15 protein-coding genes, 1 tRNA gene and 3 pseudogenes are annotated in these 21,652 nt (G+C 72.4%); 5 read left to right on the plus strand and 14 right to left on the minus strand.

The annotated features are described in order from the left end of the window. Nucleotides 1-422: 422 nt before the first annotated feature. The gene (locus tag AB0J88_RS24915) at nt 423-1,229 is read right to left on the minus strand and encodes an SURF1 family protein (RefSeq protein ID WP_364358389.1); all 807 of its coding nucleotides are present in this window, start codon (nt 1,227-1,229) and stop codon (nt 423-425) included. A 143-nt stretch (nt 1,230-1,372) separates the two neighbouring features. On the opposite strand from AB0J88_RS24915, the gene AB0J88_RS24920 reads away from it, so the two are divergent. Both AB0J88_RS24920 and AB0J88_RS24925 read left to right on the plus strand, forming a co-directional pair. After that, nucleotides 1,373-4,513: a cobyrinate a,c-diamide synthase gene (locus AB0J88_RS24920; RefSeq protein ID WP_364358392.1), complete on the plus strand. Its 3,141-nt coding sequence runs from the start codon at nt 1,373-1,375 to the stop codon at nt 4,511-4,513. Beyond that, a complete protein-coding gene (locus AB0J88_RS24925; RefSeq protein ID WP_364358395.1) occupies nt 4,510-5,079 on the plus strand; it encodes a GNAT family N-acetyltransferase in 570 nt (189 codons plus the stop codon). The genes AB0J88_RS24920 and AB0J88_RS24925 overlap by 4 nt, the downstream gene beginning before the upstream one ends. A 9-nt stretch (nt 5,080-5,088) precedes the next feature. Here AB0J88_RS24925 and AB0J88_RS24930 read toward each other — a convergent pair whose 3' ends face one another. The 10 genes and pseudogenes from AB0J88_RS24930 to AB0J88_RS24975 form a co-directional block, all read right to left on the minus strand. Further along, nucleotides 5,089-6,645 carry an ATP-dependent DNA ligase gene (locus AB0J88_RS24930; protein ID WP_364358398.1) on the minus strand — a complete coding sequence of 519 codons (1,557 nt, stop codon included), beginning with the start codon at nt 6,643-6,645 and terminating at the stop codon, nt 5,089-5,091. Between the two features lie 852 nt (nt 6,646-7,497). Then, nucleotides 7,498-7,869 (minus strand): glyoxalase superfamily protein, encoded by a 372-nt coding sequence (locus AB0J88_RS24935; protein ID WP_364358401.1) that lies wholly within the window; start codon nt 7,867-7,869, stop codon nt 7,498-7,500. 76 nt (nt 7,870-7,945) lie between these two features. Then, on the minus strand, nt 7,946-8,152 hold the full coding sequence (locus AB0J88_RS24940; protein WP_089254827.1) for a hypothetical protein: 207 nt from the start codon (nt 8,150-8,152) through the stop codon (nt 7,946-7,948). 53 nt (nt 8,153-8,205) lie between these two features. Continuing rightward, complete coding sequence (locus tag AB0J88_RS24945; protein WP_364352057.1) at nt 8,206-9,576, minus strand: dipeptidase; 1,371 nt, start codon at nt 9,574-9,576, stop codon at nt 8,206-8,208. A gap of 32 nt (nt 9,577-9,608) precedes the next feature. Next, nucleotides 9,609-10,715: a M48 family metallopeptidase gene (locus tag AB0J88_RS24950; RefSeq protein WP_364352054.1), complete on the minus strand. Its 1,107-nt coding sequence runs from the start codon at nt 10,713-10,715 to the stop codon at nt 9,609-9,611. A gap of 269 nt (nt 10,716-10,984) precedes the next feature. Further along, nucleotides 10,985-11,473: pseudogene (locus AB0J88_RS24955) on the minus strand (hypothetical protein); the annotation flags it as partial. 50 nt (nt 11,474-11,523) lie between these two features. Beyond that, on the minus strand, nt 11,524-13,056 hold the full coding sequence (locus AB0J88_RS24960; protein WP_364352051.1) for a cobyric acid synthase: 1,533 nt from the start codon (nt 13,054-13,056) through the stop codon (nt 11,524-11,526). Then, complete coding sequence (locus AB0J88_RS24965; RefSeq protein ID WP_364352048.1) at nt 13,053-14,021, minus strand: cobalamin biosynthesis protein; 969 nt, start codon at nt 14,019-14,021, stop codon at nt 13,053-13,055. The genes AB0J88_RS24960 and AB0J88_RS24965 overlap by 4 nt, the downstream gene beginning before the upstream one ends. A 59-nt stretch (nt 14,022-14,080) precedes the next feature. After that, complete coding sequence (gene solA, locus AB0J88_RS24970) at nt 14,081-15,265, minus strand: N-methyl-L-tryptophan oxidase (protein ID WP_364352045.1); 1,185 nt, start codon at nt 15,263-15,265, stop codon at nt 14,081-14,083. A gap of 105 nt (nt 15,266-15,370) precedes the next feature. Then, entirely contained in the window at nt 15,371-16,660 is a 1,290-nt protein-coding gene (locus AB0J88_RS24975) for an NAD(P)/FAD-dependent oxidoreductase (protein ID WP_364352042.1), read from the minus strand. Nucleotides 16,661-16,713: 53 nt separating this feature from the next. Here AB0J88_RS24975 and AB0J88_RS24980 point away from each other — a divergent pair, with 53 nt between their 5' ends. After that, nucleotides 16,714-17,292: a TetR/AcrR family transcriptional regulator gene (locus AB0J88_RS24980; protein ID WP_364352039.1), complete on the plus strand. Its 579-nt coding sequence runs from the start codon at nt 16,714-16,716 to the stop codon at nt 17,290-17,292. A gap of 7 nt (nt 17,293-17,299) precedes the next feature. Here AB0J88_RS24980 and AB0J88_RS24985 read toward each other — a convergent pair. Next, nucleotides 17,300-17,851: pseudogene (locus AB0J88_RS24985) on the minus strand (single-stranded DNA-binding protein); the annotation flags it as partial. A gap of 178 nt (nt 17,852-18,029) precedes the next feature. Between AB0J88_RS24985 and AB0J88_RS24990 the strand changes: the two are divergent. Continuing rightward, nucleotides 18,030-19,070 (plus strand): alpha/beta hydrolase, encoded by a 1,041-nt coding sequence (locus AB0J88_RS24990; RefSeq protein WP_364352105.1) that lies wholly within the window; start codon nt 18,030-18,032, stop codon nt 19,068-19,070. Between the two features lie 127 nt (nt 19,071-19,197). Here the strand turns inward: AB0J88_RS24990 and AB0J88_RS24995 are convergent. After that, nucleotides 19,198-19,731 (minus strand): annotated as a pseudogene (locus AB0J88_RS24995) (DUF1444 family protein); the annotation flags it as partial. 48 nt (nt 19,732-19,779) lie between these two features. Here AB0J88_RS24995 and AB0J88_RS25000 point away from each other — a divergent pair. After that, a tRNA-Arg gene (locus AB0J88_RS25000) sits at nt 19,780-19,855 on the plus strand. A gap of 96 nt (nt 19,856-19,951) precedes the next feature. Here the strand turns inward: AB0J88_RS25000 and AB0J88_RS25005 are convergent. After that, entirely contained in the window at nt 19,952-21,523 is a 1,572-nt protein-coding gene (locus AB0J88_RS25005) for a TROVE domain-containing protein (protein WP_364352036.1), read from the minus strand. Between the last annotated feature and the right edge of the window lie 129 nt (nt 21,524-21,652).

Consider the following 21,652-nt stretch of genomic DNA (forward strand, 5'->3'; position numbering starts at 1 on the left):
ACAACCACCCGCCACGACATCAGCCGCCGCCGGCAAGTTGCCCTCTCGTCGACGCCCGGCACGGACAAGCCCACGCCGCGACCTGCGAGCACCGCACGCAAGTTTCCCGCGCACCGCCGGCAGGTACCTGTTCCGCCGACGCCCCACACCGACACACCGGGACCGCGACCTACCAGCGCCGCCACCAAGTTCCCGCTCCGCGCGGCCCCACCCCACAAGCCGGCACTGCCAACTATCAGCGCACCGCGAAGTTCATCCTGCGCGGGCGCCTCCACAAGCCCACGCCACGACTCGCCAGCACGCGCCGGCAAGTTCCTGCTCTGCTCGCGCACTGACAAGCCCACGCAGCGACCCCGCCCGACGCCTACCGGAACTTCCTGTCCGCGTCGCGATGGCTGGGCCGGTGAGGCCGCGCCGAGAAATCAGGCCGTGCCGGCTAGTTCTCGTTCCTGGGTTGTGCGGTCGTTGCGGTCTCGCGGGCCGCGGGCCTCGCGGCGGGCGGCCCAGCCGAACGCGAACAAAGTCATCACGCCGAACAGCCACCACTGGACCGTGTAGCCCAGGTTGAGCCAGTCGTTCTCGTAGTTCGGCGGGACCGCCGTGAAGCCCTTGTCGGCTGCCGGCACCTGAGTGTCGAGCTGCACGAACGCGCCGCGCAGGGGGTAGGGCAGCTCCGCCGCGATCTGCGGCACCGCGATGCGGCGGGTCTCCAGCTTGCCCTCGGCCCGGTCGACCGCTGTGCCTCGGCTCTCGGAGAGCTTGACCGCGCCGGTCACGGTGACCTGGCCCGTCGGGATCGGCGGCACGGTGGGCTGCGTGTAGGCGCCACCGCCCGGGGCCGCCGGCACCCAGCCCAGGTCGACCAGCACCGCCGACCCGTCGGATAGTCGGAGCGGCGTGACGATCTCGAAGCCGACCTTGTTGTCGACGGTGCGGCCGCGGACCAGGACCACGTTGGTCGGGTCGTAGCGCCCCGTCACCGTCACCCGGGTCCATTCGGTCACGCGCGCCGGACCAGGACCCGGCGTGCCCGCAGTGCCACCCGGCGTGACCACCGAGTCGAGCGGCACAGGCGTGGCGGTGCCCGTCACGTCGATCCGGTGGTTGACGTCTTTGCGGAGCTCGTAGCGCCCGTGCTGCCAGTTGCCGAGCAGCACCATCACCGTGGCGGCGACCAGCGCGAGAGCGAGGAAGCCCAGCCAGCGGGGGGTCAGCAGGAACCGGTACACGCCAAGAGGCTACTGCGGGGGTATGACGGGTTTTCTGTGCGGTCACCCCGCGTACCAGATTCGTCGATGTGTCGTCAGCCTGATGTTGTCGGGGCCATTAGGTATCGTCGGACGGCTCACCTTTTTCCGCCGAGGAGTCGCCGATGTCCGCCGTGCCCCGGGTGGTGGTCAGCGCGCCGTCGTCCGGCCACGGCAAGACCGCGCTGGCGGTCGGGCTGCTCGCCGCGTTCGCCGGCCGCGGCCTGTCCGCCGTCGGGTTCAAGGTCGGCCCCGACCACACCGACGCGGCCTATCTCGGCGCCGCCGCCGGCAGTCCCGGGCGCAACCTCGACCCCCGGCTGGTCGGCGCCCATCGGGTGGCCCCGCTGTTCGCCCACGCGGCGCAGGGCCGCGACATCGCTGTCGTCGAGGGCACGATGGGCCTCTTCGACAGCCTCGCCGGCCGGGTCGAGACCGACTCCACCGCCGGCGTCGCCGCCGCCCTCCGCGCACCCGTGATCATGGTCGTCGACGTCGGAGCCATGGGCCAGTCGGTGGCGGCGTTGGTGCACGGCTTCCGCGCGTACGACGAGTTGACCTGGCTCGGGGGTGTGATCCTCAACCGGGTCGCCTCCGACCGCCACGAGCAGCTGCTCCGCGAGGCGCTCGACGACATCGGTGTGCCGGTCTACGGTGCGCTGCGCCGCCGCGACCTGCCGTCGACGCTGCCGCCGAGGCACGAGGGCGTGGTTCCGGTGCTGCACCGCGAGGTCGAGGCGCTGCGCGGCATCCGCCGGCTCGGCGAGTCGGTCGCCGGCGCCGTCGACCTCGACGGCCTGCTCGCACTCGCCCACTCCGCGCCCGACCTGCCGGCGACGCCCTGGTCACCGGCCAGTGAGCTGGCCCTCGCCCCTGATGACACCGCCGCCGTCATGGTCGGCCGCCGCCCGGTCGTCGCGCTCGCCGGCGGTCAGGGGCTGTCCTTCACGTACGCGGAGACGCGCGAACTGCTGGAAGCCGCCGGTGCGACCGTCGTCCCCGTCGACCCGCTGCGCGACGAGCTGCTTCCCGAGGGCACCGACGCCCTGATCGTCGGGGGCGCGCTTCCGGAGGCGTACGCGGAGGAGCTGTCCGCCAACCGCCGACTCTGCGCCGACGTGGCCGACCTGGCCCGCTCCGGGCGCCCGGTGATCGCCGAAGGCGCCGGTCTGCTCTGGCTGGCCCAGTCGTTCGACGGGCGGCCGATGTGCGGGGTGCTCGACGCGACGGGCAGCACCGGCGACCAGATGATCGTCGGCTACCGCGACGCGACCGCCCGCGCGACCACCGCGGTGGCCGAGGTCGGCGCCCGGGTGGTCGGCTACAAGCAGCACCGCGGCGTGGTCAACCCACGGTCCGGCCAGACCCCCGCGTGGACGTGGAACAGCGGCACGCCCGAGGGCTTCGTCTGGCGCCGGGTACACGCGTCCCAGCTCAGCCTGCACTGGGCCGGCTTCCCAGAGATCGCCCGCCGGCTGGTGCTGTCAGCCCGACCCGGCGACGGGCCGACGCCCGAAGGCTCGTGGGCGCAAGCGACCGGGCCGGTGCCGGTGGTCGGCGGGGCGCTCGACTACGGCACCCCCACGGCGGAGTCTGCGCCCCGTTTGCGTGCGGTCCCCGCGGGTGGTTCGGTCGTCGAGACCACCGAGGCGTCGACGTCCCCCGGACCGCCTCGGCTGCGGGTCGTGCCGCCGTTGCCCGAGCCGGACGACGGCCGCGGCTATGACGCCGCCGAGCAGGTGACTGACGGTTTCGGGTTCGCCGGGGTTCCGGGTGCGCGGGCGGGTGAGCCGATGGGCGATGGCTACGCGTACGTGATGCCGGGCGAGCAGGTGCCGCCGGACGCCGGCGACCCGCGCCGGCCGGGGGGTGCCGAGTTCGGCTTCCCGGTAGGCCGGCCGGCCGCGGGCAACAGGTTCGGTTCTCCGGCGCGCCGTGATGACGAGCCGGTTCCACCCGGCTCGGCTGTTCCTGCCGACGGTTTCGGCCCGCGTGCGATGCCAGGGCCGGCGTCGGGTGTGCCGGCGCACGGCTTCGCGGACGGTGGTTCACCACCGTTTCCGGGACGCGGTCCTGGGCCGATGGGCTCGGCCGGTCAACCGTCGGCGGTCCCAGCCCTGGACGGCGATGGATTCGACCAGCGACCGAGACTGCGAGCGGTCTCGAGCATTCCCGCGTACGACGACGAGTTCGGCCCAGGGCCTGGCGGTGGGTTCGGCCCGGCCTCCTCTGAGTGGAGCAGCGGGGGGATTCCTCCGCCGGTGTCTCCAGGTCAGCCGCCGGCAGGGCCCGCCCGTAGCGGCGGCTTCCCTGACCAGCCAGGACTCTTCCCACCGCCCGGCGGCGGGCACGCGCCGGCGTCCCCTGACGAGACCGCGCCGTTTCCGTCACCCGGTGTTGGTTATAGGCCGGGGTCTCCTGACCATGCGGGAGCCTTCCCGCGTCCTGGCGGCGGGCACGGGCCGGCGCCCGCGGACCTGCCAGGACCCTTCCCGCCGGTTGGGCGCGGGCACGGGCCGGCGTTCGCCGACGGAGCCGCACCGTTTCCGTCGCCCGGTGATGGTTACGGGCCGAGATCACGGGACGATGCGGGAACCCTCCTACCGCCTGGCGGCGGGCACGGGCCGGTTTCCCATGACCGGCCAGGGCCGTTTCCGCCGCCTGGCAGCGGGCACGGATCGACATCCGCGGACCAGGAAGGACTCTTCGCGCCCCCTAGCGGCCACGGTCCAGCATCCGCTGACCGGCCAGGACCCTTGCCACAGCCCGGCAGCGTGCACGGATCGGCATCCGCGGACCAGGCAAGACTCTTCGCGCCCCCTAGCGGCCACGGTCCAGCATCCGCTGACCAGCCAGGACCCTTCCCACCGCCGAGCCGCGGGCACGGACCGGCCTCCGCAGACCAGGCAGGACCGTTCCGGCCGACTGGCGGCTACCAGGGTCAGCCCTCGGCTCTGAGCCGCGGCGGACACGGATCGATGCAGGACGGCAGCGGGCCAGCCGGTGTGCCGCATCAACCGAGTGGCCCGGGCGGTCGGCACCCCGCTGACGGTCGGCCGGCTAACCAGTGGGGAGTGGCGCCGGTCACGGGTGGGCAGCCCGTACCCGGCGGCGGTGACCAGACGTTGTCGGGACGGGCGGCGGCCGACGGGGCGCTGGACGGCGGCACGGCCGAGGTGCCGACGGTCCGGGTACGGGCGCCGCAGCCGCCGCGCCAGACCGGCGGCGGCGGACGGATGCGCGACGAAGACGGGGGTATCGCGTGAGGGGCCAACTTCCGCTGCGCCAGTTTCCGGTGCTGCGGGTCTCGACGCCGCGGGTGCATGTGCGCCAGTTGGTCGACGACGACGCCAAGCCGGTCACGGAGATCTTCGCCGACAAGCAGACCCAGCGCTGGCTGCCCTTTCCACGGGACTTCGGCCAGATCGACGGCACGGCGTGGTGCACGGAGATGGCCCAGGAGCGGCGCGACAGCGGTGCCGGCGACCACTACGGCGTCGTCCGGCGTGAGGACGACCGGTTGGTCGGCTGCCTCTGGACCAAACGCACCGACTGGGGTGCGAAGGTCACCGAGATCTCGTACGCCGTCGCGCCCGAAGCCCGCGGTTTCGGTGTCGCGCCGGAGGCGGTCGTCGCGCTCGCGATCGCGCTGATCCTGGAGCACGGCTTCCAGCGCATCGAGCTGCGCGTCGCACCGGGCAACACGGCGTCGCGGCGGGTGGCGGAGAAGGCCGGCTTCACCTACGAGGGGCTGCTGCGCAACGCCGGCTATGTGCACAGCGGTCGCGTCGACCTGGAGGTCTGGTCGTTCGTCGCCGCCGACCTGCGCTGACCGCCGGGGTCAGGGCGTGATCGGCCGCCCGGCGTGGATCGCCAGCACCGTGTCGATCGTGTCGGCCTCGTCGGCCGTCTTGTCGTCGCGGTAGCGCAGCACCCGCGCGAACCGCAGCGCCACCCCGCCCGGGTAGCGCGGGCTGGTCTGCACCCCGTCGAAAGCGATCTCGACGACCTGCTCGGGCCGGACCCGCACCACCCAGTCGCCCTTGTCGACGGCCAACTCCTGGAACCGCTCGGTCTGCCAGCGCAACAGCTCGTCGGTCAAACCCTTGAAGGTCTTGCCGAGCATCACGAACCCGCCGGTACGCGGATCGCGCGCGCCCAGGTGCAAGTTCGACAGCCAGCCCGTGCGCCGCCCGCTGCCCCACTCGACCGCGAGCACGACCAGGTCGAGCGTGTGCCGCGGCTTGACCTTGACCCAGGCGGCTCCCCGGCGCCCGGCGTCGTAGGCCGCTGTCGCCGACTTGACCACCACTCCCTCGTGCCCGGCGTCGAGCGCCTTCGCGTAGAACTCTTGCGCCTGCTCGGGCCGTTCGACCATGGTGCGCGGCACCCGGAGCGACTCGGGCAGGGCCGCCTCGAGCGCCGCCCAACGCTCGACACCCGGCGCGTCGAGCAGGTCGGCGCCGTCGATGTGCAGGACGTCGAAGAAGTACGGCGTCAGCCTCACCCCGTCAGCGGCCGGCGCCGTGGGAGCACCACGCCGCGCGCCCCGGGTCGCCGCCCGGCTCGCCGTCTCCTGGAACGGCCGTGGCCGCCCGTCGGCGTCCATCCCGATCGCCTCGCCGTCGAGCACGATGTCCCGCGCCGGCAGCGAACGGACCGCCGCCACCACCTCGGGCAACCGCGGCGTGATCTCGTCGAGGCTGCGGGTGAACACGGCGACGTCGTCGCCGCTGCGGTGCACCTGGATGCGGATCCCGTCGAGCTTCACGTCGACCGCCGACGGTGCCCCGGTTGCCTCGAGCGCCTCGTCGACGCTCGGCGCGCTGGACGCGAGCATCGGCGCGAGCGGCCGCCCGACCCGCAGCGAGAACTCGGAAAGCGCACCCACCCCACCGCCGAGCGCGGCGACCGCGACGGTCTTGAGGTCGCCGACCAGCAGCAACGCCCGCCGCACGGCCGGCCCCGGCACGTCGGCGGCCCGGGCGATCGCGTCGGCGAGCAGCCCCGCCTGCGCACCCTGCCGCAGCTCACCGCTGAACAGCCCGCGCAACATCCGCTGCTCGTCAACGGTGGCGGCGCCGAACAGCGCGCCCAACAGCGCCTTTCGCCGCGCCTGCGAGCCACTCCCGCTGACGGAGGAGATCTCCGCGATAGCGGCGTCGACCGCCCCGACGGTCAGCGACGGCTGCTCCGCCGGCGGCGGCAGGTCGCGTAGGCCCGCGTAGCCCACCCCCGTCTGCCGCTGCCGCAACTCACCCGCGAGGTAGGCCGACCCCGCCTCGACCTCGGCGGGCTCGAGCGCCCGGAGCGCGGCCGCGAGCAGATCGACTTTGACGAGCCGCTTAGAGGTGGCCGCCACCCCTGCCGAGGTAGCGGCAAGATCTGCGAACAGCATCTCCACATCCTGACACCCGGGTACGACAACCGTCGGCCACCGAATCCCACCAACCTCGCCCGCAACGACGGCCCACGACGACCGGCATCGCCACCGACCGAGGCAACCCACGCGACGCCGACCTCGACCAAAGAGCTGCGGGGGTCACGTCCGGTGGGAGCAAGTGGCCGGGTGCGGACGCAGGTGTTGGCCATGCGGCTCTGCAGGTAGCCGCAGCGTGTGTGGGTGCTGGCGGCGTGCGGATCGCTGGTCAGCTCCCGACGCCAGGCGGAGTGAGTGGCCGCGGCGTTCGGTAGCCGGTCGGAACCGGGGCGAGCGGTTGGCCGGCTTCGGACGGCAGTGGGTATGGGGGTGTTGGCCATGCGGCTGGCCCCGGCGTCCGCGGGAGCGAGCAGCCGGTGGCGGAGAGGGGGTTGTGGCGGCGCGTGGCCAGGTCCGCCCAGCGCCACACGCGTTTTCCAGCCACTCTTATGCCGCCGCGTGGGGGCCGCCATGTCCCCTGGGCGCACGCGGCGGGCGGCCAGTGCCGCCAAGGGCCGCACACGGGGGCCAGATACTCCCCCAACCGCCCCGTGCCAGGCGGCAAGGTCCGCCCAAGGCCGCACGCGGCAGCCAGCCACTCCCCAACCACCGCGCGGCAAACGGCCAGGTCCGCCAAAGGCCGCACGCGGCAGCCAGCCACTCCCCAACCGCCTGGCAAGCGGCCAGAGCCGCCCAAAGCCACACACGGCAACGAGCCATCCCCAAGCCGCGCGAATCGTGCGACCGGCGGGCGGACAGCGTCAGACCGCGGACCCGACCCCCAGACCGTGCCCCCAGCCCATACGCGTCCGCCCGCAAGGCGGCACTAACTCACCCGCGCGGCGGCATTTGCTGGAGCGACCACGTGTTGCCGTCCGGGTCCGCGAAATAGACGAAATGTCCCCACGCCTGGATGTCGACCTCGCTGGCCTCGACTCCCTTGCTGATGAGCTCCTCGCGGGCCTTGGCCGCGTCCGCGACAACCACCTGCACGCCCTTCTGCGAACCGGGCGCCATCTCGGTGATGCCGGTGCCGAGGACGATGGAGCAGGCCGAGCCGGGCGGCGTGAGCTGCACGAAGCGGAGCTCGGGGCTGACCTGGTGGTCGTGGTCGGCGTTGAAGCCGCATTGGTCGACATAGAACGACTTGGCTCGGTCGACGTCGGTCACGGGGATGGCTACGAGCTCAATCTTCCAGTCCATGGAGCGACGTTAGCGAGCGGGTGCGACAACTTCTTCCGGATTGTCGGGGGTCGGCCAGGGCCGACCCCCGATCGGGTCAAGCGGCGACCGGCTCTTCGATCCGTAGGCCGCGGGCGCGTACGCCGTCGGCGACCTTGGCGAGCAGGGCGTCGAGGGCGCATAGGTTCACCGACAGCTCGCCGAGCTGCTCGCGGAGGGCCTCCTCCGACCACGCGGAGACATCGAGGTCTCCCAGTGCACTGACCGCGGCACCGAGCCGCGTGATGGCCTCGTTCGTACTCATGTTCGATAGCTTAGGGCAACCCACCGACAAAAGAGCACCCAGAGATCGAAGAGTCACCCGACCGAGCCGCGGGCCGCCTCCGCCACCCGAGCGAACAGCAGCGCCTCGGCCAGGCACGCCCGCTGGAACTCGGCCAGGTGCAGGCTCTCGTTCGGGCCGTGCGCCTTCGAGTTCGGGTCCTCGACGCCCGTGACCAGGATGGCCGCCGCGGGGAACATCTCCTGGAACGTGGCGATGAACGGGATCGAACCGCCGACACCCATGTCGACCGGCTCGACGCCGTCCCACGCGGACCGGAACGCCGAGCGGCCGGCGGCGAACATCGGCCCGCTGGTGTCGATCTCGCACGGCGCGCCGTCGGACTCCAGGACCACCGACGCCACGGCTCCCCACGGCGTGTGCTTCTCGACGTGCTCGACGATCGCCGCGTACGCGTGCTTCGGGTCCTCACCCGGCGCCAGCCGGACGCTGACCTTGGCCTTCGCGACGGGGATCAGCGCGTTGGGCGCGCCCGCGGTGGGCGGCGCGTCGATGCCGAGGATGGAGACGGTCGGGTGGTTCCAGATCCGGTCGGTGAGCCGCCCGGTGCCGATGAAGGAAACTCCGTCGATCAGCCCGGCCTCCTCGCGCAGCCGGTCCTCGGGGTAGTCGACCACCGCGGCGTCGCGCGAGGAAAGGCCGGCGATCGCCACGTCACCAGCGGCGTCGTGGAAGGTCGCGATCAGCCGCGACAGCACCGTCAGCGCGTCCGGCACCGCGCCCCCGAACATGCCGCTGTGCACGGCCGCGTCGAGCACGCGTACCTCGACGAAGCAGTTGACGAGCCCCCGCAGCGACGTGGTGAGCGCCGGCACGCCGATGTCCCAGTTGCCCGAGTCCGCGATCACGATGACGTCGGAGCGCAGCGTCTCGCGGTGCTGCTCCAGCAGCCCGCCCAGCGACTCCGAGCCGAACTCCTCCTCGCCCTCCACGAAGACGACGACACCCACCGGCAGTGCGTCGCCGAACGCTCGCAGCGCCGCCACGTGCGCCATCACGCCGGCCTTGTCGTCGGCGGCGCCGCGCCCGTAGAGCCGCCCGTCGCGCTCGGTCGGCTCGAACGGCTCGGACTTCCAGAGCGAGAGGTCGCCGACCGGCTGGACGTCGTGGTGCGCGTAGAGCAGCACCGTCGGCGCGCCCTCGGGAGCCGGGCGGTGACCGATCACCGCGGGCTGCCCGCCGTTGCGGACGATCGACACCTCGAGGCCGCAGCCGCGCAGAAGCTCGGCCACCGCCTCGGCGGAGCGCTCGACCTGGCTGAAGTCGAAGCCGTCGAACGCGATGCCCGGGATGCGGATCAGCCGTTCAAGATCGGCACGGACGCCCGGCATCTCGCGCTCGATCGCAGCGCGCAGCTCGGACTCGGTGGGGATGGCAGCGGTCATCCCGTGATCGTAAGCCGCCCCCGATCAGGCCCTCACCCGCCGTTCGGGGTCGAGTCCTCGGGACGCCCGCGCGCGGCCCGACCGGCGGCGTCGGCCGCGTTGGCCACCCAGGTGCGCGCCCGCGCCGCTCCTGTGCCGGCCCAGTCGCCCAGGTCACTCGCGCCGTCGCCTAGTCGGCGAAGCAGCCCGACCAGCGGATCCTGGCTGCGGCCGAACGCGTCGCGGTAGGACGCGGCCGCGGCCTTGATCTCCTCGCTGACGCTGGCGCCCCGGTCGTCGTCACGGCGCGGATAGTCGCCGCCAAGAATTCGGGCATAATCGCCCGAATCGACCCAGTGGCGCAGGTCGGCCGCCCTCGCGATCGGGACGGGGTGGCTGCTCCACGCGGTCATGCGGATCTTGTGGAAACTGTCGCGCAGGTCGCCGCCGCCGTCGTAGTCGGCCGCCTGCTCCAGGAACGCCGCCGTGTCGATCTGGCTGAGGTCGCCCCCGCCGGCGAGCTTCATCAGCAGCCGCAGCGCCGCCGCCGGATCCTGGTTGGCGAGCAGACCGGCGCGGTCGGCGGACAGCTCGGCCTTGCGCCACCACTCCAGCATCGCCGCGATGATCGCCCGCAGCGCGATCGCGCCGACGGGTAGCCAGCTCAGGTTGGCGGCCCATCGGGTCAGGATCATCAGGATCGTCTTGTAGACGGCGTGCCCGCTGCGCACGTGGCCGAGCTCGTGCCCGAGCAGGGTGCGTAGCTCGTCGTCATCGAGGTGCTGGGTGGATGCCGAGTTGAGCACGATGAACGGCCGGTCGAGCCCGATCGCCATGCCGCCGATCATGGGCGACTGTCGCACGAACAGCTCAGGTAGCTCGGGCAGGTCGAGTGCCTGCGCGGCCTCGGTGTAGAGCGTGTAGACCCGCGGATATTGCCGGTGGTCGACGCGGATCGCCGAGGCCAGGTAGGTCAGCCGGAACCCGCGCTCGTTCCACATGCCGAAGAACGCCTTGACCACGTCGTCGAAGCCCCGTAACTCCCGCAACGCCGTCAGCGCGCCACGGTCGGCCGGGTGCTCCCAGGCCCGTGAGCTGATGCCGGTCAGCACCACGCGCCGGCGCACGGGAAGCGTCTCGCCCTGCTCGTCACTGGTCATGGGCTCCCCCGGGTCGCCGCTGCCTGTCATCGACCAGCGTGCACGACGGCACGGCGCCCGTCTATGCCTGTGGATAACCACTGACCACTCGGATGGTCAGATCCCGACAACCAGATCAACCGTGGCGCAAGTCAAGATCAAAAATCAAGGAGCGTCCCAGGGGATACGCGCGACCGTGCGCCCGCAGCACGAAGGAGCACACTGGTCAACCCCTGTGGACGACACCACCCAGGTCAGCGGTCGAGCAGGACCGGCTCCGCGCTCCAGACCCCCGACACCACGACGTCGGCGCGCGCCGCGGTGCGGTCAACCGCGAAATGCCGGTTCTCGCGCCGCCGCCACCGCAGCAACTCGGGACGGGTATCGGCACCGTCCCGCGACAACGACCGCCGAAGACGCAGCCGAGCGGGCGCGGTCACGAAGACGGCGAACGTGAGCTCCGGCCCGGCCCGCATCGCACCGAACCCCTCCAGCACGACCACGGGCGCGGCCGGCACCGGCACCCACGGCCCGACGAACGCACCCCGCTCCCAGTCGTACCGCCGATGCCGCCCGGGCCGACCCGACCGCAGCGGCGCCAGCACCAGCTCCTCGAGCCGCTCCCAGTAGGTGAACTGGTCGTCCCACCCGTCGAGGAAGTCATCGGTGTGCACCAACGGAACGCCGGTGCCGACGGCCGCCCGGAGCCGCTCGGCGAACACCGTCTTGCCCGCACCGCTCGGCCCGTCGACCGCGACCAGCCGCGTCGATCCCAGCCGAGGTCGACGCCGCAGGATCTCCCGCGCCATACCGTCGAAAGTGGACGGCCTCACGGCGCGCCGGGCGGCACGAACGGCAGACCGGCCGGCGCGCCGCGCTCGACCAGCCGCCACAGCGCGTCGGTGTCGAGGTGCTCCTCGACCAGGTCGCCGAGCAGGTCCAGCGTGCGCTCGCGGACAGCGGCGAACTCCGTGCCCGGTGCGGGTGTGAACCCCGTCCGACCCGCGAGCCCCGCCGCCTCCGCGAGGAACCAGCGGCGGAACCCGTCGGACTCGAAGGCGCCGTGCCAGTGCGTGCCGAACACCGCACCGTCCCGGGCACCCTCGGGCCGACCGTCCGAATAGGTCAGCAGGGGTGCCGACGGCGCCCCCGCGGACACGTACCCGTGATGGATCTCGTATCCGCGCACCGGCAGCCCGCCCTCCGCCGTGCCCGACGCGAGCGTCACGGTCTTGCGCGGGTCGAACGTGATCTCGATCGGCAACAGCCCGAGCCCGTCGACGGTGCCCCGACCGCTCTCGACGTCGTCGTGGATGGCACGCGCGAGCATCTGGTAGCCGCCGCAGATGCCCAGCACCGGCCGCCCCGCCGCGGCCCGGCGACTGACCGCCGAAGCCAACCCGGTCTCCCGCAGCCACCGCAGGTCGTCCACGGTGGACTTGCTGCCCGGCACCACGACCAGGTCGGCGGCGGCGATGTCGGCCGGCTCGACGGTCAGCCGCACCCGCACGCCGGGCTCGGTCGCGAGCGCCTCGGCGTCGGTCGCGTTCGAGACGCGCGGCAGCCGCACCACCGCCACGTCGAGCCACTCGCTGCCGTGCGGCGCCGCGGGCCGCCCGAGCGTGCTGCCGTAGGCGAGCGAGTCCTCCGCGTCCAACCAGAGATCGAGATGCCACGGGAGTACGCCGTACGTCGGCCGCCCGGTGACCCGCTCCAGCATGTCGATGCCGGGCTGGAGCAGCCCGCGGTCGCCGCGGAACTTGTTGACCACGAACCCGGCGACGAGGTCCTGGTCGGCCTTGTCGAGCAGCGCGACCGTGCCGAACATGGCGGCGAAGACACCACCGCGGTCGATGTCGCCGACCACCACGGTGGGCAGCCGTCCGTGCCGGGCCAGCCCGAGGTTGACGAAGTCGCTGTCCCGCAGGTTGATCTCAGCCGGGCTGCCGGCACCTTCGCACACGATGACGTCGTACTCGGTGCGCAGTTGGTCGAAAGTCTCGAAGACCGTGCCGGCGAGCCGCGACTTGAGCGCGCGGAAGTTGCCGGCGTCGACCCGGTCCACGGCCTCGCCGAGCACGACGACCTGGCTGGAGTGGTCGCTGCCGGGCTTGAGCAGCACCGGGTTGAAACGCACCTCAGCCGGTATCCCGCAGGCGGCGGCCTGCATCGCCTGCGCCCGCCCGATCTCGCCGCCGCGCCCGTCCGGCCCGACCACGACGGCCGAGTTGTTGGACATGTTCTGGGCCTTGAACGGCGCCACGCGTACTCCCTGCCGGCGCAACCAGCGACAGATGCCGGCGGTGACGACGCTCTTGCCGGCGTCGGAGGTGGTGCCGGCGACGAGCAGGCCGCCGTTCACAGGCGGACCCGCCTGGGGCGGACGAACGAGACCGCCGCCGCGAGCGCCACCGACGCGACCCCGACCGTCGCCGACAGCTTCGCGGCGCGGTTGATGTGGCGAAAGTCGGGACGCGGCCCGTCACCGAGGTACGGACGGGTCTCGGTGCGTCCGAAGTAGACGTTGCGGCCACCGAGCCGGACCCCGAGCGCGCCGGCCATCGCCGACTCGCACTGGCCGGCGTTGGGGCTCGGGTGGTCGTCGCGGTCGCGCCGCCAGACCCGCAGTGCCTCCGCGCGCCGCCCCCGGACCTGCGGCGCGGCCGCCACCGTCAGCAGCGCGGTCAGCCGGGCCGGACCGAGGTTGAGCACGTCGTCGAGCCGGGCCGCGGGAGTGCCGAACCGCGCGTACCGCGCCGACCGGTGACCCACCATCGCATCCAGCGTGTTCGCCGCGCGGTAGGCCAGCAGCCCCGGAACGCCGGCGACGGCACCCCACCAGAGCGGCGCGACGACGGCGTCGGAGGTGTTCTCGGCGACCGACTCCACGGTCGCCCGGGCGAGCTCCGCCTCGTCGAGCGCGGCCGGGTCGCGACCGCACAGGTAGTTCAGCCGCCCGCGCGCGCCCGGCAGGTCGCCGCCGCGCAGGTAACCGGCCATCCGCTGCCCCTCGGCCCGCAGCGTCCGCCCGCCGAGCACGGTCCAGGTGGCCGCCGCGGTCACCACGAACCGCGACACGGGATGCCCGCGCGTCGCGAGCGCCGCCGCCACCCCGAGCGCCGCGGGAGCACCGACGGCCATCAGCGTGTACGCGGCCCCCGCGCGCCGGTTGTCGCGGTAGAGCCGGCGTTCCAGGCGCTGCGCGAGGGTCCCGAACCCGGCGACCGGATGGAACCGGCGGGGGTCACCCAGCAACGCGTCCAGCCCGTACCCGGCCAGCAGCCCGGCGGCGTCGGCCACCCGCCCACCGAGTGCTACCCGATCCACCGCCAGCCATCCCACATGATCACCCTAGCGGCCGGCTCGTGGCCGCCTCGGGGACCGCCTCAGGCGGCCTTCGCGGTGAACCGGCCCGGCGCGAACTGGTCGATGTTGTGCAGCGTGTGGCCGGTCTGGACCAGGTCGGCGAGGATCTCGCCGATGACCGGCGCGAACTTGAAGCCGTGCCCGGAGAAGCCGGCCGCGAGCGTCACCGTGGGTGCCTGTGGGTGCGTGCCGAGGATGAAGTCGCCGTCCGGGGTCATGGTGTAGAGGCAGGGCTTGGCCTCGAGGTACTTGGCGTCGGCCAGCCCCGGCAGCCGTCCGGACAGCCACGACAGCATCGTCGACAGGTCGTCCGGGGTCGCCGACGGCGGGCCGAGCTCGGCGTCCGCGGGCCGCTCACCGGTGTGGAAGGCGGCTTTGACCACGGCACCCACCCCCGGCCCCAGGTCGTGAAAGTCGGCGGGCGGGGCGAACGCGGGGATGCCGTACCCCACCGCGTCGTCGGTCGGCTCCCAGATCCAGACCGGGCACCGGCCGATCGCGAAGGCGTCGGACGGCAGCCAGTAGTGCTGCAACCGGCTCTGCAACGTCACGGGCGTGCCGGGCATCTGCAGCAGGTCGGCCGCCCACGGCCCCGGGCAGACGACGAGCCGGTCGGCCTCGATCGTGTCGCCGCCGACCCGCACGGTCACCCCGTCGGCAGTGGCGTCCCAACCGCCGACGGTGGCGCCGAAGCGCAGCTCGGCACCGGACAGCTCGGCCAGCCGCAGGTGAGCGCTGATCGCGGCCTCGGGCCGGATGATGCCGGCGGCGCGCTCGTAGAGCCCGACCTCGTCGTCGGCGGGCGTGAACGCCGGGAACCGCTGCCGGATCGCGTCGGCGTCGAGCACCTCGTGGTCCAGGAAGTGCGCACGCGCGGACGCCAACGCCCCGGACACCTGCGCGGAGTCTTCGCGGCCCACCATCAGGCCGCCGGTCTGGGTCATCAGCTCGACGCCGTGGACCTCGCCGAGCTGCTCCCAGAGCTCGTAGGCGCGCAGCACGAGGGGCACATAGGCACGACCCTCGGCGTACGCCTGGCGAATGATCCTCGAACCGCCGGCGTGCTCACCGCGCCCGTGCGGCGGCGTGAACCGGTCGATGCCCAAGACCCGCATGCCGCGGCTAGCCAAGTGGTACGCGGCCGCCGCACCCATCGTGCCGAGCCCCACGACGATGACCTCGGGCCGGCTGGCGGTCGTTTCCATTCCGGCAGCCTAGACGCAACGGCCCGTACGGAAGCGGACAGGAGATGCGTAATCCACCCTGACGCGTCGCCCTGTCAGGACCCCGACTCGATGGGCTGACCCAGGTCATCCAGCCACCGGTGCGGCGTCTGCCTGGTCCGCGGCCGGTCCCTTGCACAGCAGCCGCCGCCCGACGCCGGCGCCGAGCCGACCGAGTACGTTCCCGGCGCGCAGGTAGTCGTCGTAGCGCTCGGAGCCGGCCAGCACGCCGAGGAACCGCGTGGTCTCCGCCGGGTCGTCGGCGATCGCGGCCAGCAGCAGCCGCTGCCCGACCGAGACCCGCAACGCGGCAAGGGACCTGGTCATCGAATAGATCGGCAGCGCGGTGGCGTCGCGGTCCCGCTGGTAGCCGGCGAGCTCGTCGTCGAGCCGGCCGCCGGGCGCGAGGCCCCGCACGATCGCCGCGGCGAGGAGCTCGGCATCCCGGAAGGCGTTGCTGATGCCCTGACCCGCGACGGGGTCCATCACGACGCCGGCGTCACCGACGAGTGCCCAGCCCGGTCCGTGCGGCACCCGAAAGCCGTTCGGCACGTCGGGAGCCAGCCGGAACGGCTCGGCCCGCACCCCGGACCGGACACGGTCGCCGAGGTCGCCACCGCACCGGTCGAGCGCGGCCTGGTAGCTCGCCGCCGGATCGGCGCGGAACCGGTCGAAGTCGGCCAGGGGCGCGAACAGCGCGACCATCACGAGCCCGTCGTTGGTGGGAAAGGCCGGAACGGTCAGGCCGGGGCGGGTGTGGATCTCGCCGACGGGGAGGTCGACCCCCGACCAGTAGGTGTAACAGGCGAACGTCGCCGGCTGCCGCACGTGGTAGGCCTTGGCGCCGACCGCCTCGGCGATCGTGGACCGCTTGCCGTCGGCGCCGATCACGAGGGGAGCGGTCGCGGTGATGCGCCTGGCAGAGGGGCCCCTCCCCCTCCCCTCCCCGCGTTCTCTGCCGCGGATGCCGGTTGTCCGGCCTTCGGCGTCGCGGGTCAGCTTCTCGACCGCGAAGCCTTCGCGGACCTCGACGCCCGCCTCCCGCGCTGCCTCCACCAGCGCCGCGTCGAGCACCGTGCGGCGCGGACCGTAGAGCTCCCCGACCCCGTCGACCACCGGATAGCGCCCGTGCAGCACCGCCCGCCCGGCATCGAGCCGCACGGTCGGCACCGCCGGCGTCACCCCGGCGATCCGGTCGAGCACGCCCCACCGCCGCAGGCGGGCGATGCCGGGCACCTGCACCTGGTGCGTCGAGAGGGTGTCGCTCGGGAAGCGCGCCCGGTCGACGGCCAGCACGCGCAGCCCGGCCCTGGCCAGCAGCATCGCGGTCGCGGCACCGGCTGCCCGGGTGCCGACGACGATCACGTCATGGTCCATGAGGCCTCCTCCATACGGAACCGTATGGAGAGACCATACGGTAGCGTATGGCTGTGCGTAAACCCCGTCTCGGACGCGACGACTGGACCGCCGCGGCGTTGACCGCGATCGGCGAGCAGGGCCTGGCCGGCGTCGCCGTCGAGCCGCTCGCCGCCCGGCTCGGCACCACCAAGGGCAGCTTCTACTGGCACTTCGCCAACCGCGACGCCCTTCTCGAAGCCGCCCTGAGCAGCTGGGACGAGACCTACACCGACGAGATCCTGCGCACCGTCGACGCCGAGCCCGACCCCGCCGCACGCCTTCGCGCGTTGTTCATCGCGGTGACCGCCTCGGAGCGGGCACCGGTCGAGGTGCACCTGCACGCGGCCGCGGACCACCCGGCGGTGGCGTCGGCGATGCGCCGGGCCGTCGCCCGGCGGACCGCCTACATCGCCTCCCAGCTCACCGCGCTCGGCTTCGACCAGGCCGAGGCCGAGCGCAGGGCCCTGTTCGCGTACGCCACCTACATCGGCCACATCCAGCTCGTGGTGCGGATTCCGGAAGCGGTGCCACAGGGTCCCGCGCTCGAGGCCTACCTGGGCACGGTGTTGGCCGCCGTGCTGGGCGAAAACGGCAAGCCGGCGGCCAACTAAGCGGTCAGGCCGGCACCGGCTCCTCCTCGGGAACGATCGCCGGCGCATCGCGCTCGGCGAGCTCCGCGTCCTCGAACAGCTCCGCACTGTCGCCGTAGCGGGCCGGCACCTCGTCGTCGGCGACCTCCTCGGTCGGCTCGCCACGCGCCTGCAGCGCGCCCTCGTCGTCGTCGAGCTCGCTGATCGCGCCGGCGCCGCGGGTGCGGATGAACCGGGCCTTGCCCCGCGACAGGTCATGGCCCACGGCGATCGCCTCCACCTCGTACGACGTGCGGTTGTTGCCCTCGCCGTCGGACCAGTCGCGCGTGTAGAGGCGGCCGACCACGACGACCGGGTCGCCGGTCATCACCGAGGACGCGATGCCCTCCGCGAGCCGCCTCCAGCACGTCACGCGTACGCGAAGGCTGTTGCCGTCGACCCACCGGTCGTTGTCGCGGTCGAAGCGGCGGGCCGTGGACGCCACCCGGAAGCTGGCCACGAGCGAGTTGGTCTTGGTGGTGCGGCGCCACTCGGGCGCGGTCAGCACGTTGCCGACCAGAGTCACGTAGGTATCGAACATCATCATCTCCACGAGAAGGCTGGACAGGACGTGAGTCGACTCGGAGGACCAGCCTCGCCGGGTACGAGGGCGGACGCCACGGACGGACTGACGGCTGTGGATAAGTGGCCGACTGTGGAAAACCGAACGATCAAGTTCGGATGTGCTACGGGAGCGGTAAATTCGGGTCGTGGCAGACGTGGAGATTGACGTCCTCGGCAAACCGTACGAGCGCCGGGTCATCGACCTCGGACACGACGACGAGGGACCGCTGATAGCGACGCTGGTCAGCCGCCGCACGGAGCGCCCGACCGGCCGCGCCGTCCTCTACGTGCACGGCTTCGTCGACTACTTCTTCCAGACCCACCTGGCCGATTTCTACGTCGACCGCGGCTGGGACTTCCACGCCATCGACCTGCGCCGCTACGGCCGCAGCCTGCTGCCGCACCAGACCCCGAACTTCACCACCGACCTGCACGAGTACTTCACCGAGCTCGACATCGCCGCCGAGCTCATCGGCGCCGAGACGCTGCTGGTCAACGGCCACTCCACCGGCGGCCTGGTCGCGTCACTGTGGGCGCATGCCCGGCGTGACCGGAAAATGATCGACGGTCTCTTCTTGAACAGTCCGTTCTTCGAGTTCAACATGCCCTGGCTGATGCGCGGCCCCGCGCTCGCCGGAGTGGCCCGCCTGGGCCGCCGCCGCCCGCGCCGGGTCGTACCCCGCGGGCTCGAAAGCCTCTACGGGCAGAGCCTGCACATCAACTACCGCGGCGAGTGGGACTACAACCTGGCCTGGAAGCCGATCGAGGCGTTCCCGATCTACGCCGGTTGGGTCGGCGCGATCCGCGCCGCGCACCGCCAGCTCTGGGCCGGCCTCGAGATCCCGGCACCGGTGCTCGTGGCCTGCTCGACCCGCACGTTCCGAGGCGCGAAATGGCACGAAAGCATCAACGTGGCCGATGCCGTCCTCGACGTCGAGCACATCGTCCGCTACGCGCCGCGGCTCGGCCAGCACGTCACCCTGGTGCGCATCGACGGCGGCCTCCACGACCTCACGCTCTCCGGGCCGCAGCCTCGGGAGCGCCTCTTCACTGAGGTGGGGCGCTGGATCGACGCGTACGTGACTCCCACTGACGGGGGTCCTCCGGTGGTTGACGCCACCGAGGGCGATAATCGGGCTCCGGGTGCTGGCGCGGCGGCTGCCACCGGGGCGATGCCGGATCAGGTGCCGAGCTGACCGGCCGCGGTGCCGAGCTGACCGGCCGCGGCCCCGACCAGCCCTGAGCGGCGCGCGGACCACCACCCCATCCGGGTTCGGGCGGTCGCGGGCCGGGCCGCCGGCCGAGCAGCAGCGGCTGCCACTCCCCCTGGCGCCACACCAGCAGCTCCCGGCTGATCGGATGCCGGTCGCCAGCCATGAAGACCCGTTCGATCGCCCGCCGCGCCTTGTTCAGCCCGGGCGGTGACTCACTTCCCGTGATAATCACAACATCACGAGCCGGAACCCCGACGACCAGCTCACCGGGTACGCGCGGCGCGATCTCCTCCCAGAACTCCTCGGCCAGCAGCACACTCGACTCGAGACCCTCGAACGAGAGCATCAGCGCTGGTGGCCGGCCGTGAATCTGCGCCCTGCGCAGATTGTCGTAAAGGTGGTCGATAGCCACGCGCCGCAGCGTGCGCCGGTTGATGGCCAACCGATCAAGATCCGACCAGCTGACCAATCTCTCCCCGAACGGAGGACCGAACGAGTACGCGACGGCGATACCCTCCGTGAACTCGTCGAGCACGTGCCCCTCGTCGACCGAGCGATCAGCGGTCGACACCAGGAGCGGTAGAAAGCGGGTGCTCGTCACCTGCACGCGTGGAAACCTAATATGTGCAGGCGAGATCGTCACGCCCTGGCTGTCCGTCAATCGGCCGACACAGGGCGCGACATCCGCCAGGCGCTCGTAGCTCAGTGGATAGAGCAGGGGTCTTCTAAGCCCAGGGTCGCAGGTTCGAATCCTGCCGAGCGCACCAACAGTCCTTCGCCACGAGCCACGAGCCACGAACCGACCCGTGAGCCCTGAGCCCTGAGTCCGGCGGCCGCGGTGAGTCCGCGGCCGCCGGAGACACTCAGCCGCGCATCCACGGCCAGTCGGCGTCACGACCCGCCGAGAGCAGCGGGATCATCCGGAACGCCTGGTCGGTCAGGCCGCCGAAGGTGTGCCGGTTGCCCGACCCGGACGGCGCGTGCCCCATGCGGTAGCCAGCCAGGTTCCAGGTGAACATCGGCACCGACGCCGGGACCGCGCGGTCGACGCTGCCGCCGGCCGACGCCTGCTCGTCCGTGACCACCACCACCCGGTCGTGGCGTGCGAAGTGTCGCCGGAGCGCGCCGGAGGTGTCCGTGCCGTCGCCCAGGAAGAACCCGCCGGCCTTCCACCGCTCGATCGACCGCAGCAACGACTCTCCCGCGACGAGCGGGAAGACCTTCGTCGACGTGGAGAACGAGACCACGTCGGCGGCGGCGCAGCGCTGGGCGAGCGCGATGCCGAAGGTGACCGCGGCGTCCCACCGGCGCAGCGTGCCGTCCTTGCTGAAACCAGCGTTCATCGAGTACGACGTGTCGACCAGCACCAGCGTGCGGCCCGGCAACGCGGGGACCGACGCGAGCGAGTGTCCGATCGCCTGCTCCAGCGGGTACGCCCACCGAAGCGACGGCACGGCCCGGTAGGCGGACAGGAACCGCATCGGCAGCTGCCGCGACGTCGCGACCTGGGCCGGGTCGGCCAGCCGCGCGGCCACCACGCTCGCGACCTGGTCGGAAACGCCGGCCTGGTCGAGGTTGCGCAGGTTCCGCAGCAGCGCCATGTAGCCCATGCCCGGAACCAGCGCGGACCACAGCGCCGCCTTGTCGAGGCGGTCGCCGGCCAGCGACAGCACGTCCTCCCACGTCATGCCCGCAGCCCGCAGCCGCTCGGCGTCGAGCAGCACGCGCGGATCGGCGACCGCGGCCCGCCGGAGTTCGCTGTTCGCCGCGAGCATCGGCAGCGACTCCCGCTGGACCACGTCGCGGTTGTGCCGTCGCTCGAGCGCGACCTGGAACAGGTCGCCCTGCCAGGGCGCGGCCGGCGTCGGGTGCACGAGGTCGATGACGTCTGCGAACCGGAAACCCTTGCTGGCGGTGTCGTACTTGAGGAGCCCGTACTCCGTGTAGAGCCGGGCGATCGCGTCGGCCACACCGCGCTTGACCGGCTTCGGGATCGCCCGACCGTAGCGGGACGTCCAGTACGCCAGGGCCTCGCCCGGCTCGTCCGCCCGCTTCAGCACCGAGGCGACGAGCTGACGGCCGCCCGGAACGCCTGCGGCGACGAGCGCACGGGTGGCCTCGAGCGCGCCGACCAGCGACGCGGAACGCATGTTCGCGTCGGAGCGCAGCCAGCCGAGGAAGCCGCCCATCCAGGCCGGGTCGGCGACGGCTACCTCGCGGACCAGGTGCGCGAAGCGGCTGTCGCGGTCGCCCGCGGACTCGTAAAACGTGGCCTCGCCGACCATGTTGGTCACGGCGAGCAGGAAGAGCTCGGACTTCTGGTCACGGGTGAAACCCGGAGCGCCCTCGTACGTACGCCCGGTCGGCGTGCTCGCGGTCGTGACCGGGCTCGAGCCGGCCGCCGTACGCGTCGCCGTGCTGTTGAACTTCGACATGGGTTTGGGTCCCTCCGCCCGGAGGGGAGCCAAGCTTCAGATGGAGGTGCCCGAGATCAAGTCGGTCCGGCGGTCATTAGGTGCTCTGCCGATTGAGCTACGCCGGCGCAGAGCCGACGACGGGACTCG

It is taken from the genome of Asanoa sp. NPDC049475, from assembly GCF_040676915.1.
In the GTDB taxonomy this organism is placed as follows: domain Bacteria; phylum Actinomycetota; class Actinomycetes; order Mycobacteriales; family Micromonosporaceae; genus Asanoa.